A 14,310-nucleotide genomic window follows, 5' to 3' on the forward strand; every position below is an offset into this window, starting at 1 on the left:
AATGAATATGACAAAATGGATCTATGCAGTTTATTTTGCAGGCCTTGCGCTTTGGCAGTTTCCTCTCCTCTATTCGCTGTATCTAACAGTCAGAAACAGAATACAGATCAGGCGGAACTTGAAGCATATGACTGATGACGAGAGGTTAAAACAATATGGAAGTTTCAGCGAACATGTGAATATCGCCATCGAGGGAGCAGATATGAAGAAGTTTTTCAATAATCCAGAAACCTTTTACCTGGTTAGTGCAATACTCTTTATCGGAACGGCGGCCATTGCAGCTTTGGTGGTAGAACCGACTATGGCATTGTGTTTTGGCAGTTTCATGGGTGTTCTGCCTTATTGCAGCATTATGGCACGGTTATATAGTCAGAGAGTTACCAGGTCCAGAGAAGGTGATGTGCTGGTGCAGGAGCTGCTGAACAACTATAAAATTCACATGTATAACATGAAAGAGGCCATAGAAATTACGGCATTTACCATAGAAGGCGCACCAGGAGCAAAACGGATTCTTTTAAATCTGGCAAAAGGACTCAACAATGCAGTGACAGAAAAAGAAGTGGAAAAACTTCTTTCCGTCTTTCGTTACTCTATTGACACTGCCTGGGGTAATGTTCTGTCGTCTAATATTTTTTTTGCTTATATTCACGGCATCAGAGTAGATCAGGCTTTAGAAGATCTGTTGTCCAGCATTACGAAAAGCAGAAAGGTGATTGAACATGGAAAGAGGGAAAATAATGAGGCCAGATTGATGCTGAAATATCTTGCACCGATCAGTTTTCTGCTATCTATCATTGGCGCTTGTAAATATTTTGACTTTACTATCGCAAAATTCATCAAATATCAATTGGGAACGGCTTTAGGCTTAAAGTGGTTCATGATTATGGTGATGTTCTATGTTGCAGGAATTCTGGTAAATGGATTTTTATCCAGAGAAAAGATGGATATATAAGGAGCAGAAAAGATGAAAATAAAAACAACGACAGGTTTTAAAGTCAGAAGGCTGGCAGGATATACAAGAAATAGGCTGCCAGCGATGTCCGAAAAAAGTCGCCGTGATCTAGTGGCAAAATGGAAACTGCTTCACAGTGATAAGGCTGAAAAAGAAGTCTTGAATTGCTGTATCGTCCTTAAAAATTTGGCAATTGTTCACCGGGAGATGCCTATGGCTTCAGACTTTATATTGGAACAGCTAATGGAGAGCAGCAAAGCGTTGAGGAATACTTTTGCCGATATGCTTTCCGCATACAGAAATGGGAAGGGCGAAGAAGCCTTTTCCATTCTCTATGCCAGAGTTCCAATAAAAGAGGCTCAGATATTTGCAAATATCCTGAATAAGCTGGACCAGATCAATCCGGCAGAACTCGTTACGCATATGACGGCCTTTGAAGAAACCTTTGCTTCTCAGCGCATGACAAAAGGGATGAAACGGGCAGAACGAAAAAGTTTGCTTACCACGTTGCTGGCGACAGCTTCCGTCTTTACTATTCTGTTAAATTTTACGATTGTAGTGGTCTTCATGGATGCGCTGACTTTACTGGGGCAGGCATTTTAAGAGTTAGGAGGGACTTATGAAAAATCTGATCATTATCATCGGCACCATCTTGCTTGGCGTCATCATTGTAAATACGATGGTGCTGGGTGAAAGCGATACTTCACTGCAGGGAGCGGCTCAGAATGTGGTGGAACAAGGTGTCAACAGCATTAATTCTATGGAAATAGGTGGATAAAGATGAAAGACCTCGTGATCATTATAGGAACCATCGTATTGGGCTGCTTGATTTTTAATATGATTGCCGGCGATCAAGATAGTCTCAAAAGTGCAGGTGCGGACGTCATGGAAAGGACAATAGAACTGTATGAGGAGTAACGGAAATTCATGAAAAATCTAATTACCTCGACGGCCTGTATCATGATTATGTTAGTTTTTGTATTGCAATTCGCACAAAATCAATTATTATATCAACGGGTTACTGCAGTGGATCAAGCCGTCAATAATTTTAAGGAAATTGTCAAGCAGCAAGGCCGTATCGAGGAGGAGAATGAAAAACGGCTGAAAGAAGAAATCGCCCAAATTTTGTCCTGTACCATAGAAGAGATAAAGGTCACCGGTGATCGAGAGGCTGTATTCCGCGGGGAGATGATTCACTACAAGGTGGAAGTTCCCATAAAAAACATCATCAATCAGCCGGGATTCTGGGGGCTTGCTGAAGAAAAGAATTCGATGGAGTATAAGGTGGATCGATATACTACTAGTGAATACATAGGAAGATGAGTTATGAAAAATTTTATCATTACCACAGGAGCCGTGATTTTAATTGTGACTATAATGAGTTATCAATTTCAATGTAATCGGCTGCTGCGTGAAAAACAGCAATTAAAATATGTGGCGGACGAAGCAGCGGCGACAGCCGCTTTATGTTTTGACGAAGTAAGTTTTGGTGAGGGAAGACTTCTGTTTGATAGAAAAAGGGCAATGAAAAAAGCTGAGCAGATTATCGCCTATAATCTGCAGAATTCTAAGCTTATCTGGAAGATAAGTTTTGCAGATCAGGACGTTCAACGACCATCTGTCACCATAACTATAGAAAAAGATAGACTAAAAATTATGTCAAAATATGATTATCTGCCATATTAATTTGAAAAAGCGGCAATAATATGATAGAATTTTCCTAACAGTTGAAGCCTGCTGAGATAAGGAGGAACATGGTATGATCAAAGATATTTTGACTTTGGGAAACCCGCAGCTTTATGTTACCTGTACGGAATACCGCAAAGAGAACATCAAGGAAATCGAATCGGTAGTAACGGATCTGCACGATACGATGATGGAGTACAAAAGAGTTCATGGAGCGGGCAGAGCCATTGCTGCACCACAGATTGGCGTGCAGAAAAGACTTTTGTATATGTACATAGACCGTCCTGTCATATTAATCAATCCGGTTCTGCGCTTCCCGACAGAAGAGCAAATGACTGTCATGGACGACTGTATGTCATTTCCAGGGCTTTTAGTAAGAGTAAAACGATATAGAGAGTGCACTGTAGATTATTATGATTTGGACTGGCGTAAGCAGCAAATGCATCTGGCAGGCGATCTTTCAGAGCTGATTCAGCATGAGTATGATCATCTTGACGGTATATTGTCCACAATGAGAGCCATTGACAGCAAATCATTTTTCTATGGGGATATTCATGATTATAGATAATACGGTAAATTAAAAATCCGGCGACTGCCGGATTTTTGTTTTAAAGTGGCATGTGCCACAGTGAAAAGGAGAATTTTATGATGGATTATGAATCCTTTAAAAAAGAGCTGATAGAGAGGTTAAAAGAATTTTTACCTGAAAAATACCGAGAATGGGAAATTACAGTGAGCAAAGTGCCCAAGGTAAACGGATATATGGAATCTGTCAATCTGATGCCGTCATCAGAAGACTTTGTCGCAGTTCCAAATCTTTATGTGTCCGAACTGTACAGTTTCTATCAAGATTGCAAGGATATGGAACAGGTTCTTGAGAAGACTGCAGATTTTTTTGTAAAGGGAATGGAATATGTGGCAGGCATGGCGGCAAAGGTAGAACTGGGAAATCCACAGGAAAAAGTCATCATGGCTTTAGTCAATTCGGAAGAGAATAAAGAACTGCTGGCCCATGTACCTAATCGCAGTCTCCTGGATCTTTCTATCATCTATAGGATCATGGTAGAACTGCCTGACGCTACATTTAACAGTGCAATCATCACCAATGACTTAGCAGACAAATTTGAACTTTCTGAGCCAGATCTTTACGATATGGCAAAAGAAAATACGCCGAAGCTGATGCCGAGGGCTGTAGATTTTGCCAGCGATGATTTTTATATTTTGACCAATAAATACAGAACCTTAGGCGCAGCTGTCATGCTCTATGAGGATGTGCTTGCAGATATCGCTGACGAATTTGACAATAACTTGTATGTTCTGCCGTCTTCTATCCACGAAGTCTTCATCGTACCAGATTATGTAAAGGGAGCGGAAGAATTGCGGCAGATTGTGGCGGAAGCCAATGCCACAGTCGTGAAGAAAAATGAAATTCTATCCGATAAAGTTTACTTCTATGAGAAAAAATCAGGAAAGCTTTCAATTGTATAGGTAATTTAGTCATCAGAAGCAAAATTTAAAACGACGGATCATATCATGATTAGTGAGATGATCCGTCGTTTAATGAATGTAAAATAGAATATTAATGTAATTATTACCTTTTAATAAAATATTCGTCTCTTCCCCAAAAATATAATCCTTTACCTTTTGAACAAATAGTTCTATCTTCAATATAATATTCTTTTAATAATTCTTCTAATTCTTGAATTGATGATATAATTCGGTTCTTTTCAACTACACCAATTTCTTTTAATATTTTTTCCACGAAAGTTAAACAGGTATATCCTTCTCTGCTAGAGGTTTTTTTGTAATTATCGATAGCATATCATATCTGCATCCATTCAACTTTATATTTTTTAATATATCTTCTATTTTATTGTATTGATGCTTGTTAATCGAAATAGAATAGATTGAAACTGAAATATCGTTATCTCTATATAGATAACGCAGCCAAGATTCCTCTACAAAGCCACCATGAAAAGGCGAGTTATAATTATATCTTGCAAACGAGAATAAAGGAACCAAATCATCATTTAAGGAGATTGACACATGATTATGTTTGAATTTTGTGGCCAATCGTATGATTTGCCCGAGGAAAGAAGGCGTTCTGCTTGCAACAATGTTTAAGTGATAGTTCGTTTCAGTCATTCAATTTCTCCCGTATTTCACAAAATAAGAAATCCGATCGTATTTATTCCAAGATTAGCCGCAATGTGTATTGGCCATGAAGATAAAAAGGACTTTCCTTTATAGGCGAACCAGTTCAACAATATGCCAGCCCCAAACAATGCCGACAAGGTAAGAAGAAACATATAGATACTGAACCAGCTTGACATGATACCTATATGATATAATGAAAACAAAAGCGCACTGTATATAGCACCTAACTTACAAAACCCCAATGTTTTTATGTTCAGAAAAACGAATCCCCTGAAGAATGCTTCTTCGATAAAAGAATTAATTATAGTGATATACATTGCCACATAAATAAAGTTACTCCGATTAATGTGTTCTTTTCCCATCAGACTATTTTTGATTTGTTCTGCATCTATGTAATTTTGAAATAGTAGGTAGGATACGATTATCAACAGGTATACAGCTATAGCGATGTAAATGCTTATTTTAACATATTTCTTATCAAATTTGAAAATTTCATTTTTTTGATGAGATATCTTTTGATATATCATGATTGGAAAGAGAAATATTCCCAGTTTTAATATTGATTTGACCCAATATGACGGTTGCATGATTAATTCAATTAAAACCATTAATAAACAGGCTGTGATTGAGATTATAATGATTCTAGTTAGATTGCTTTTTGAATAGGCGTTTATCATTGGATAGTCCCTCCTTCTTTATTCTAAAATAATTCTAACACAAACGTATCTGATGTAAAAGAAAATAACATACAATAATTAATTCTTTAATTAAGGAATATATCAGATTGCTTTTATGACGAGGTTAAATTTTCAAAAACGGACAGGGACTCCTTCGATTTGGAAGAGCCCCTGTCATAGATAAATTTTTTATTCTAATTCCTTAGTTGTGACATTTGTGCTCGCCGCAGGAATGGCCTTCGCCGTGTCCGTGATGGTTGCACTGTACATTCTCGTTGTATTCTAAGGTTCCTTTTAAGAGCGCTTCTGCCGCTGCATCAGCGTCACCTGAAACACCGCCGAAGAGTTTGATACCAGCCTCCGCAAGGGCTGTCTTTGCACCGCCGCCAATGCCGCCGCAGATCAAAGTGTCAACGCCCAGGTTCTTTAAAAAACCTGCAAGTGCGCCGTGTCCGCTGCCTGCAGCATTCTCTACCTTTGCGGATAAAATCTTTTCTCCCTCTACATCGTAAACTTTAAAATTCTCACAATGTCCAAAGTGTTGGAAAATCTGACCATTCTCATAAGTAACTGCAATTTTCATTTTTTCTTTCTCCTTTTCTAATCTGCCTATTTTTTTGTTTTCATGAAAAACATCGTAATCCCCGCCCTCGATGAGCAGGATCTTTTCGTTAATCAAAGCGTCAGCCAATTTATGGCGAGCCGATTCATAAATGTTGGTGACAGTAGGCCGCGAAATCTTCATGCTCTCTGCACACCCTTCTTGGGTCATTCCTATAAAGTCTATGAGACGAATTGCTTCATATTCGTCCACCGTCATGGTTACACGCTGGCCGCACTTAGATTCTGCATATCCCAAAGGAACAAATCCTTCTGTGCTGGGCATGGAATAGACGATTCTGCTTTTTCTCGGTCTAGCCATATCTGCCTCCTTCTGTTATTAACATATGACAATAATATTATAACGCCATTTCTAACATATGTCAATTATATTGTAATGGATTTCTTTAGACAAAAATGATAAAATGTATAAAAGTACAGCAGATGCCGGAGGTTTCCGGCATCTGTTGCGAGCGTTTGCTTCGTCCTTGAAAAGCCTGCTTTGCCAGGGGCGATGCGCGGCTCTTATAAAATAGTGGAAAGAGGTTAATCATGCTAAGAATTAATAATTTGACTAAGATTTATGGCGAAAAAAAAGCGGTCGATAATCTTTCACTGCATATTCAAAAGGGTGAAATTTACGGCTTTATCGGCCACAACGGAGCAGGTAAGACGACGACAATCAAGTCCTGCTGCGGTATTTTAAAATTTGACGAAGGTGAAATCTTTGTAGACGGTGTGTCCATCAAAGATCATCCTTTAGAATGTAAGCAGACAATCGCTTATATTCCGGATAATCCCGATCTCTATGAGTTTTTATCTGGTATTAAATATCTGAATTTTATAGCGGATGTCTATAAGGTTTCAACACAAGATCGAGAAGCACGAATCAAGAAGTATGCGGATATGTTCCAGATCACTTCTGACCTGGCACAGCCCATCAGCGCTTATTCCCACGGAATGAAACAGAAACTGGCTATTATTTCTGCTTTGATCCATGAACCGAAACTGATTATCATGGATGAGCCTTTTGTAGGTCTGGATCCAAAAGCCGCCCATCTTCTAAAGGGACTGATGCGGGAGATGTGTGACGATGGCGGCGCCATCTTTTTCTCTACCCACGTTTTAGAAGTGGCGGAAAAACTCTGCGACAAAGTGGCCATCATCAAAGGCGGTAAGCTGATCACTTCGGGTACAATGGAAGAAGTCAAGGGAGACACCTCTCTCGAGACAGTATTCCTGGAACTGGAGGAATAAAATGCTGAAAAATTTAGTTTTCATTAGAATTAAATCCATGTTTGCAGGCATGTTTGCCAGGAGCAAAAAGAAGATCAGCGGTGGAAAGATCTTTTTGTTTGTCCTTTTGGGTATCTATATCATAGGCTGCTTCGGCGTTCTATTTGGAGGCATGTTTGCCAGTATCGCAGACGTCTTTGCGCAGATGGGCATGTCTTGGCTGTATTTTGGTTTGATGGGTGTGCTGGTCTTTGCGCTCTGTTTTGTAGGCAGTGTGTTTATCACGCAGAATCAACTTTACGAAGCCAAAGATAACGATCTGCTGCTTTCCATGCCGATTCCTGTAAAACATATTTTAGCTTCCAGATTGTTATCCATCGTCATATTAAACTACGCGTATGAACTTCTGGTGATCATTCCGGGAGCTGTTGTTTATTGCAGCAAATTTCCGGTCACTTTCCTGGGATGCGTGTTTTTCCTCATCGCATTTTTATTGCTGCCGCTGCTGGTAGTTGCAGCCTCTGCTTTGTTCGGCTGGCTTATCGCATTGGCCAATACGAAGATGCGCAACAAGAACGTGATTATGATGGTTCTCACTTTGATTCTGTTTATGGCCTATATGTATGTTTGTCTGAGACTGCAGTATTATCTGCAGAAGCTGATTGAAAATGGCAGCGCTATCGGCGAAGCCATTCAAAAAGCGCTGCCGCCTTTTTACTATTTAGGAAAATCCATAACAGATGGAGACGTGGTCGCATTCCTGATCTTTCTGGCCTTCTGTATCGTGCCGTTTGCACTGGTATATTACATACTGTCCAGAAGTTTCATCAAAATAGCGACGACCAACCGCGGCCATAAAAAAATTGTCTATAAAGAAAAAGCGCTGAAGGCCAGCAGTATTAGAAAAGCTCTGATTATCAAAGAGTCAAGACATTTTCTTGGCAGTCCGATGTACATGTTTAACGCTGGCATTGGCCTGTTGTTTATGCTCATAGGGGCTGGTTATCTTTTCGTCAAGGGCGGAGACATGCTAAAAATAGTGCAGATGTTTCCTGGTGCAGACAATCTGATAGGACCGTTGATTTGCGCAGGCTTTGGAGCTATGGCCTCTCTGACCATTATTTCAGCGCCGACGATTTCCATCGAGGCGAAAACACTGTGGATTTCCCAATCCCTGCCAGTCAGAGGAAAGGATGTCCTTTTGGCAAAGGCTGACGTTCACATCTTGATGAGTCTGCCATTTATCGTAATCAGTGCCATCTTGCTGGAATTTACTTTTGATATGACGATTATCAGCAGGATCATGATTTTGCTCTTCCCGTTGGTGGTGACCATCTTCAACGCTTATACGGGAGTCGCTCTCAATTTGAACTATCCAAAGTTTGACTGGGTTAACGAGACGGATGCAGTCAAACAGGGAGTCGCTCCATTTCTAGCCATGTTTATTGCGATGGCAACTGTTGCGCTGCCTGTTCTGCTCTACGCTTTTTTGCTCAGCGATCTGGTATCGGCGGAAATCTATCTCTGCATTGTTTTCCTAGCGTTTGCAGCAGCTTCAGCCGTTTTATACCGTTACTTGGTGACAAAGGGAGCAGAAATTTTTAGAACGCTCCAGAACTAGAGGTTTGTAAAAAAATAAAAATAGACAAATAAAATTCTGACATTATACAAAGAAATGTTTTGCAGATATTGATATACTGAAAATAACAAGTGTGAGAACTTTGAGAAAGGAAACTGAATTATGTTTAATTTAAAAGTACTGAGCAGAGAAGTGACGGAAGACGTTCTCAAGATGCCTGAAGTGATCGATACTGTTAGGGAAGTATATCAACTAAAAGCAAAAGGAGACACCACTGTTTTTCCTCTGGTATTTCACGAATTTGAACCGGGGGTTGCCGACATGGACATCAAATCCGGCTGGCTCAAGGGCAGCGACATCTTTGGCCTGAAAGTCGTCTCCTGGTTTGGTGACAACGCTGACAAAGGCCTTCCGGCATTGATTGGAACTATCATGGTCATGGATGCTGCTACAGGTGCGCCGATTGGAATCTTAGACGGCAGCCACATTACCGGAATCAGAACGGGTGCGGCAGGCGCTATCGGTGCGAAAGCCCTGGCCAGGGAGAATTCTGAGACACTGATGGTGGTCGGCGCAGGCCACGTGGCGACTTTCCAGGTTGCAGCGACACTGATGCTGTTCCCGGGACTGAAAAAAGTCTACGTCTACGACGGCCTGAGCATGGAGAACGCTGAGAAATTTGCGGCTTCCATGCCGGATACCCTGAAAAACAGCTTTGACTACGATGCCTGCGGCGTGACCTTTGAAGCGGTCGCAGACCTGCCTAAGGCCACGGGAGAGAGTGATATCATCATCACGGTGACGCCTTCCCATACGCCGATCATTCAGAAAGAATGGGTTAAACCGGGCACCCATTTCAGCTGCATCGGTTCGGACATGTCCGGTAAGGAAGAAATCGATCCCGAGATCTTTGCGGATGCCCGCGTCTTCACCGACGACACACCGCAGTGTATCAACGTAGGAGAGATTGAAATTCCAATCCAGAAGGGTATTTTGAAAAAAGAAGACATTGCAGGTGAGATCGGAGAGATTTTGATCGGCGAGACCGTCGGCAGAGAAAACGACGAACAGATTACTGTTTTCGACGCGACAGGTACAGCGCTGCTCGATCTACTCACGGCAAAATTGGCGTTAGCAAAAGCGGAAGAGAGAAATCTCGGAGAAACAGTAAATTTGTAAGAGGTGTGAAATGAAAATCAAAACATTTAAAGTAGAACGTTGGATGAACGAATATGAGGACGATGCGGTTTACAATCTGGGAGAAACCTGTATCGATTCTATGACCATAAAAGAACTGCTGGAACTGGCGGGAGAGGATGTGGAGAAATACATGGTAGAGCTGGCAGATACCAGGCTCTCCTACAGCCACATCTTCGGTTCTCCTGAATTCCTGCAGGGCGTTGCGGGGCTGTATCAGGACCTCAAACCGGAGCAGGTCATCCCGACCCATGGCGCTATCGGCGCAAACAACCAGGTCATCACCACTTTGATCGGAGCAGAAGACAACATGGTGTCCGTCATGCCGACTTATCAGCAGCACTATTCCATTCCGGAATCCATCGGCGCTGATGTGAGACTGCTGCAGCTCACATTAGAGGACGACTTCCTGCCAAACCTGGACGTGCTCAGAAGCCTGGTTGATGAGAATACCAAGATGATCACCATCAACAATCCGAACAACCCGACAGGTTCCTGGATTCCGGTAGACGTCATGAAGGAAATCATCGAGATTGCGAAGAGCGTGGACGCTTACGTGCTCTGTGACGAGGTGTACAGAGGGATTTCTGAGGACGGAAGCTACATGCAGTCCATCGTAGACCTCTATGACAAGGGCATTTCCGTAGGAAGCATGTCCAAGGTCTTCTCCATGGCCGGCCTGCGTATGGGATGGATCGCAACAAAGTGCGAAGAAGTGCTCCACCAGTGCCACGAGAGAAGAGACTACGATACCATCAGCTGCGGCGTTCTGGACGATAAGCTAGCGGCTCTTGCCCTTGCTCACAAGGAGCAGATCTTTGCCAGAAACAGAAAGATCCTGAACACCAACAGAGCTATCCTGGACCAGTGGGTACAGGAAACGCCGGAGGTCCGCTATCTGAGACCAGTAGCAGGTACCACAGCGCTTGTTTACTATGATAAGGATATCCCGTCCTACGATCTGTGCGTCAGACTGATCAAAGAAAAGGGCGTGCTCTTCACCCCGGGCGAATGTTTCGAGATGGAAGGCGCAGTCAGAATCGGTTATGCTTATGATTCCAAGACCTTAAAAGAAGGATTGGACAAATTCACCGAATTCCTCAGAGAATTATAAAATAAAATCACGAGTTAACGCAATCCGCCATATCTTAAGATGTGGCGGATTTTTTCGTTTTATTGTGTTGCATTCCGTACAATCCTGGGTAAAAATATATAAAAGAAGGTTGATTAATGTTTTACTTTATGATTTCCATCGGGCTGGTTACAGCGTACATAGCAGGGATGCACGATGGCGGCACCATCATGGCTACCGCAGTTTCGTCGCGTCTCTTTTCTGCCAGGAAGGCAGTTCTCCTGGCGGGACTGGCAAACTTCCTCGGCGCAGTGCTGCTGGGCACGGCGGTGGCTTACACCATTTCCGGCGATATCATCGACACTGCTGCTGTTCTTTCTGGCAGCAGAGATATGTGCTGTACCTTTGCGGCAGCTGCCTTTGCAGGGGCAATCGTATGGAATCTGATTACCTGGAGACTGAAGCTGCCGTCCAGTTCCTCTCATACGCTGATCGGTTCTCTCATCGGCAGCGGCATTGCGGCTTACGGAACTGTTTATATCAAATGGCATCTGATCTTTGTAAAGGTGATTTTGGCCATGATCATTTCCCCGATTCTGGGTTTTGCACTGGGTTACCTGATTCTAAAGTTGGAAAAGCGGGTTTTGCAAAATGGCACCATCGTATGGAGCGGACGGATCAACGTTCTGAGCAAGATCAGCAGTTTTCTGGTGGCCTTTTCTTATGGCAGTAACAACTCGCAAAAGGTCATGGGGATTATTGCCATGGGGCTTGCCGGCTATCTGGGAAGAGCTGTCTTCGTGCCGGCATGGGTCGTCGTAAGCTGTGCCTTGGCACTGGGACTGGGCACCATCACAGGCGGTTATAACATGATCAAAACAGTGGGCATGGATATCTGCAAAATCGATACACAGAATTCTTTCGCTTCTCAGCTTTCTACCATTTCTGTCGTGATGACAGCTAACGTGACGGGGCTTCCCATCAGCGTTCCCCAGATCATCACAGGCTCTGTCATGGGAGTGGGGACTGAAAAGACGCCCAAGGCAGTAAACTGGGCGGTTTCAAAGAAAATCATCGTTGCGTGGATCATCACCATTCCGATCTCGGCTGCTATCGGGGGCGCCGTATACTTTTTGCTGAGACTGCTATGAGGAGGCTGTTATGAAGAAGAAAAATTTTTTTAAAAAAGAAGAGAGGCCGGACTTTTATTCTCTTTTGATAGACCAGTGCGACCTGAACGACGAAATCATGACCTTGTTCATCTCCTATATGGAGGAACAGGAGGAGGAGACGGCAGAAGCCATCGGCCAGTGCGAAAAAGAAGCGGACCAGGTTCGGCGGAAGCTGATCGACTACGTGGAAAATTCTTTCATCACGCCCCTCGATCGTCACGATATCTATGCGGTATCCCGCAGAATCGACGACATCACCGACAAAGTGAAGGATCTCACGGATTTTATCGAGTTCTTTGAATTTGTTCCCATCAAAAAGAACATCGAAATGGCGCAGCGAATCCAGGTTACGGTCAGCGGCATTACGGAAGCAGTCAAATGCTGGGCCGTCGGTGATGACGATGGGTTCTGGGATGCCATTATGGAGGCCAAACGGAAGAGCCGCATCATCAAAAATCTTTACTGGGAGAGCCTGAAAAAGCTGGACAGCGACATCTTTACCTTGGAAGAGATTTTGATCAAGAGGGAATTTTTCCGCGATCTGAATCAGCTCTCCTACAAGACGAAGAAAGCCATCGACCGGATCAGCGATACCAAGATCAAATCCATCACTTGACACTGCCTGTAAGGTTCCCTATAATAGTGGACAAGGTGTATGCGACACGTTCCCCAGCCTATGGCTGGTATGGCGTTTGTCGCACTAGAAGGGAGCAATAACGAAATATGAAAAAAATAATCTGTAGAGACGACTTTTGGGAGATGTTTCCTGACTGCAAGATCGGTATCGTGGTCTGCAAAGGCATTGACAACGTGTACAAAGAGAACGAGGCGGAATATGAAGCCCTGATCCGCGAGGGGGAGAAGAGAGCTCTGACCTTCTTGACGGAAGAAAACTTTACGGACAACAAAGTCATCAAAGTGTGGCGGGAAGCTTACATGAAGTTCAAGACGAAAAAAGGAGCCAGATGTTCCATCGAAGCTTTGATGAAGCGGATCTCCAAGGAAAATCATCTGGGAACCATCAATCCGATTGTGGATATCTATAACAGCGTGTCCCTTTCCCACGCCATGCCTTGCGGCGGTGAAGACATCGACTGTATGGAAGGAGACCTGCTGCTGACAAAGGCAGATGGCGATGAACCTTTCCAGGTCATCGGCAGCGACAAGAACGAGCCGCCGTATCCGGAGGAGCTGGTCTACAAGGACAAGGCAGGCGCCGTCTGCAGATGTTGGACCTGGCGGGAAGCGGAACGTACCATGCTGACAGAGAAGACCAAAAACGCCATGCTCTGCTGCGAGCTGGTAGACACGGACCGCTATGAGGAACTGATGGAAGTTTTAGAAGATCTGAAACGGGAAGTGGAAGAAAGACTGGGCGGCCAGTGCGAAATCAAGATATTGGATCGGGAGCACAAAGAGGCAGAGCTGTAAGAGATACATCTTGACGATTTCAAAATGCACATTCCCTGTGCCCAGACATAAGAACGAAATAAAAGTCGGACCCTTGATAGCATTCTTAAAGCAGCGGGTTTAAAATAGGAGGTAGGAAGAAAATGAAGTACGTATATCCAGCAGTTTTAAAAAAAGATGATGATGGATATTTCATCTCCTTCCCTGATTTACAAAATTGCTTTACGGAAGGGGAGGACTTGAGTGATGCAATAGCCATGGCGGAGGATGTTTTATGCTTGACTTTATATAATATGGAAATAACAGGCGAGTCGATACCTGAACCTTCGGATATCAAAGAGATACAGCCAAAAGAAAATGAAACAATAACCTTGATTTGCTGCGATACGATGGAATATCGAACTTATTATAATAGCAAAGCAGTAAAGAAAACTGTATCTATACCAGAATGGATGAACGAAGAGGCAACAGCAAAAGGGATAAACTTTTCTGCTTTGCTCCAGGAATCCATAGCAGAGAAATTGGGATATAAAGTAAGCGACAATAAAAAATAGGTAAAGATGAAAAAAGGG

At 43.0% G+C, this 14,310-nt stretch carries 20 protein-coding genes; 16 read left to right on the plus strand and 4 right to left on the minus strand.

Annotated features, from left to right (window positions below; all coding sequences use genetic code 11):
• The first annotated feature begins 1 nt into the window (after position 1).
• The 8 genes from BN6539_RS16370 to BN6539_RS16395 all read left to right on the plus strand — a co-directional run bounded on the left by BN6539_RS16370 (position 2) and on the right by BN6539_RS16395 (position 4,126).
• Complete coding sequence (locus BN6539_RS16370) at positions 2-952, plus strand: hypothetical protein (protein ID WP_067540986.1); 951 nt, start codon at positions 2-4, stop codon at positions 950-952.
• Between the two features lie 12 nt (positions 953-964).
• On the plus strand, positions 965-1,555 hold the full coding sequence (locus BN6539_RS16375) for a hypothetical protein (RefSeq protein WP_067540989.1): 591 nt from the start codon (positions 965-967) through the stop codon (positions 1,553-1,555).
• A 16-nt stretch (positions 1,556-1,571) separates the two neighbouring features.
• Positions 1,572-1,730: a hypothetical protein gene (locus BN6539_RS22440; protein ID WP_156524184.1), complete on the plus strand. Its 159-nt coding sequence runs from the start codon at positions 1,572-1,574 to the stop codon at positions 1,728-1,730.
• A 2-nt stretch (positions 1,731-1,732) separates the two neighbouring features.
• A complete protein-coding gene (locus BN6539_RS22445) occupies positions 1,733-1,870 on the plus strand; it encodes a hypothetical protein (RefSeq protein WP_156524185.1) in 138 nt (45 codons plus the stop codon).
• Between the two features lie 9 nt (positions 1,871-1,879).
• A complete protein-coding gene (locus BN6539_RS16380; protein ID WP_067540991.1) occupies positions 1,880-2,275 on the plus strand; it encodes a hypothetical protein in 396 nt (131 codons plus the stop codon).
• Between the two features lie 3 nt (positions 2,276-2,278).
• Positions 2,279-2,638, plus strand: a complete 360-nt coding sequence (locus BN6539_RS16385; protein ID WP_067540993.1) for a hypothetical protein — start codon at positions 2,279-2,281, stop codon at positions 2,636-2,638.
• 73 nt (positions 2,639-2,711) lie between these two features.
• A complete protein-coding gene (locus tag BN6539_RS16390; RefSeq protein WP_067540997.1) occupies positions 2,712-3,206 on the plus strand; it encodes a peptide deformylase in 495 nt (164 codons plus the stop codon).
• 77 nt (positions 3,207-3,283) lie between these two features.
• A complete protein-coding gene (locus BN6539_RS16395) occupies positions 3,284-4,126 on the plus strand; it encodes a DUF5688 family protein (protein WP_067540999.1) in 843 nt (280 codons plus the stop codon).
• 103 nt (positions 4,127-4,229) lie between these two features.
• Here the strand turns inward: BN6539_RS16395 and BN6539_RS22795 are convergent, their stop codons facing one another.
• The 4 genes from BN6539_RS22795 to BN6539_RS16410 all read right to left on the minus strand — a co-directional run bounded on the left by BN6539_RS22795 (position 4,230) and on the right by BN6539_RS16410 (position 6,394).
• Entirely contained in the window at positions 4,230-4,400 is a 171-nt protein-coding gene (locus tag BN6539_RS22795; protein WP_207645109.1) for a hypothetical protein, read from the minus strand.
• A gap of 5 nt (positions 4,401-4,405) precedes the next feature.
• Entirely contained in the window at positions 4,406-4,783 is a 378-nt protein-coding gene (locus BN6539_RS16400) for a hypothetical protein (protein WP_067541001.1), read from the minus strand.
• 17 nt (positions 4,784-4,800) lie between these two features.
• On the minus strand, positions 4,801-5,472 hold the full coding sequence (locus BN6539_RS23500) for a CPBP family intramembrane glutamic endopeptidase (protein WP_067541003.1): 672 nt from the start codon (positions 5,470-5,472) through the stop codon (positions 4,801-4,803).
• A 202-nt stretch (positions 5,473-5,674) separates the two neighbouring features.
• Complete coding sequence (locus BN6539_RS16410; RefSeq protein WP_067541005.1) at positions 5,675-6,394, minus strand: DUF134 domain-containing protein; 720 nt, start codon at positions 6,392-6,394, stop codon at positions 5,675-5,677.
• Positions 6,395-6,624: 230 nt separating this feature from the next.
• Between BN6539_RS16410 and BN6539_RS16415 the strand changes: the two genes are divergently transcribed.
• The 8 genes from BN6539_RS16415 (at position 6,625) to BN6539_RS16450 (ending at position 14,292) form a co-directional block, all read left to right on the plus strand.
• Positions 6,625-7,329, plus strand: a complete 705-nt coding sequence (locus BN6539_RS16415) for an ABC transporter ATP-binding protein (protein WP_067541007.1) — start codon at positions 6,625-6,627, stop codon at positions 7,327-7,329.
• A 1-nt stretch (position 7,330) separates the two neighbouring features.
• Entirely contained in the window at positions 7,331-8,929 is a 1,599-nt protein-coding gene (locus BN6539_RS16420; RefSeq protein ID WP_067541009.1) for a hypothetical protein, read from the plus strand.
• A gap of 120 nt (positions 8,930-9,049) precedes the next feature.
• Positions 9,050-10,066 (plus strand): ornithine cyclodeaminase family protein, encoded by a 1,017-nt coding sequence (locus BN6539_RS16425; RefSeq protein ID WP_067541011.1) that lies wholly within the window; start codon positions 9,050-9,052, stop codon positions 10,064-10,066.
• Positions 10,067-10,076: 10 nt separating this feature from the next.
• Complete coding sequence (locus BN6539_RS16430; RefSeq protein WP_067541013.1) at positions 10,077-11,198, plus strand: aminotransferase; 1,122 nt, start codon at positions 10,077-10,079, stop codon at positions 11,196-11,198.
• A 116-nt stretch (positions 11,199-11,314) separates the two neighbouring features.
• Positions 11,315-12,307 (plus strand): inorganic phosphate transporter, encoded by a 993-nt coding sequence (locus BN6539_RS16435; protein WP_067541015.1) that lies wholly within the window; start codon positions 11,315-11,317, stop codon positions 12,305-12,307.
• 10 nt (positions 12,308-12,317) lie between these two features.
• Positions 12,318-12,944 (plus strand): DUF47 domain-containing protein, encoded by a 627-nt coding sequence (locus tag BN6539_RS16440; RefSeq protein WP_067541020.1) that lies wholly within the window; start codon positions 12,318-12,320, stop codon positions 12,942-12,944.
• A gap of 107 nt (positions 12,945-13,051) precedes the next feature.
• Positions 13,052-13,759 (plus strand): B3/B4 domain-containing protein, encoded by a 708-nt coding sequence (locus BN6539_RS16445; RefSeq protein WP_067541022.1) that lies wholly within the window; start codon positions 13,052-13,054, stop codon positions 13,757-13,759.
• Positions 13,760-13,881: 122 nt separating this feature from the next.
• Complete coding sequence (locus BN6539_RS16450; protein WP_067541023.1) at positions 13,882-14,292, plus strand: type II toxin-antitoxin system HicB family antitoxin; 411 nt, start codon at positions 13,882-13,884, stop codon at positions 14,290-14,292.
• Positions 14,293-14,310 lie beyond the last annotated feature (18 nt).

It is taken from the genome of Emergencia timonensis (assembly GCF_900086585.1).
Taxonomy (GTDB): Bacteria; Bacillota; Clostridia; order Peptostreptococcales; family Anaerovoracaceae; genus Senimuribacter; species Senimuribacter timonensis.

Coding starts and splice junctions, on each gene's coding strand:
- BN6539_RS16370 (WP_067540986.1), top strand. CDS start 2: ATGAATATGACAAAATGGATCTATGCAGTTTATTTTGCAGGCCTTGCG.
- BN6539_RS16375 (WP_067540989.1), top strand. CDS start 965: ATGAAAATAAAAACAACGACAGGTTTTAAAGTCAGAAGGCTGGCAGGA.
- BN6539_RS22440 (WP_156524184.1), top strand. CDS start 1,572: ATGAAAAATCTGATCATTATCATCGGCACCATCTTGCTTGGCGTCATC.
- BN6539_RS22445 (WP_156524185.1), top strand. CDS start 1,733: ATGAAAGACCTCGTGATCATTATAGGAACCATCGTATTGGGCTGCTTG.
- BN6539_RS16380 (WP_067540991.1), top strand. CDS start 1,880: ATGAAAAATCTAATTACCTCGACGGCCTGTATCATGATTATGTTAGTT.
- BN6539_RS16385 (WP_067540993.1), top strand. CDS start 2,279: ATGAAAAATTTTATCATTACCACAGGAGCCGTGATTTTAATTGTGACT.
- BN6539_RS16390 (WP_067540997.1), top strand. CDS start 2,712: ATGATCAAAGATATTTTGACTTTGGGAAACCCGCAGCTTTATGTTACC.
- BN6539_RS16395 (WP_067540999.1), top strand. CDS start 3,284: ATGATGGATTATGAATCCTTTAAAAAAGAGCTGATAGAGAGGTTAAAA.
- BN6539_RS16400 (WP_067541001.1), bottom strand. CDS start 4,783: ATGACTGAAACGAACTATCACTTAAACATTGTTGCAAGCAGAACGCCT.
- BN6539_RS23500 (WP_067541003.1), bottom strand. CDS start 5,472: ATGATAAACGCCTATTCAAAAAGCAATCTAACTAGAATCATTATAATC.
- BN6539_RS16410 (WP_067541005.1), bottom strand. CDS start 6,394: ATGGCTAGACCGAGAAAAAGCAGAATCGTCTATTCCATGCCCAGCACA.
- BN6539_RS16415 (WP_067541007.1), top strand. CDS start 6,625: ATGCTAAGAATTAATAATTTGACTAAGATTTATGGCGAAAAAAAAGCG.
- BN6539_RS16420 (WP_067541009.1), top strand. CDS start 7,331: ATGCTGAAAAATTTAGTTTTCATTAGAATTAAATCCATGTTTGCAGGC.
- BN6539_RS16425 (WP_067541011.1), top strand. CDS start 9,050: ATGTTTAATTTAAAAGTACTGAGCAGAGAAGTGACGGAAGACGTTCTC.
- BN6539_RS16430 (WP_067541013.1), top strand. CDS start 10,077: ATGAAAATCAAAACATTTAAAGTAGAACGTTGGATGAACGAATATGAG.
- BN6539_RS16435 (WP_067541015.1), top strand. CDS start 11,315: ATGTTTTACTTTATGATTTCCATCGGGCTGGTTACAGCGTACATAGCA.
- BN6539_RS16440 (WP_067541020.1), top strand. CDS start 12,318: ATGAAGAAGAAAAATTTTTTTAAAAAAGAAGAGAGGCCGGACTTTTAT.
- BN6539_RS16445 (WP_067541022.1), top strand. CDS start 13,052: ATGAAAAAAATAATCTGTAGAGACGACTTTTGGGAGATGTTTCCTGAC.
- BN6539_RS16450 (WP_067541023.1), top strand. CDS start 13,882: ATGAAGTACGTATATCCAGCAGTTTTAAAAAAAGATGATGATGGATAT.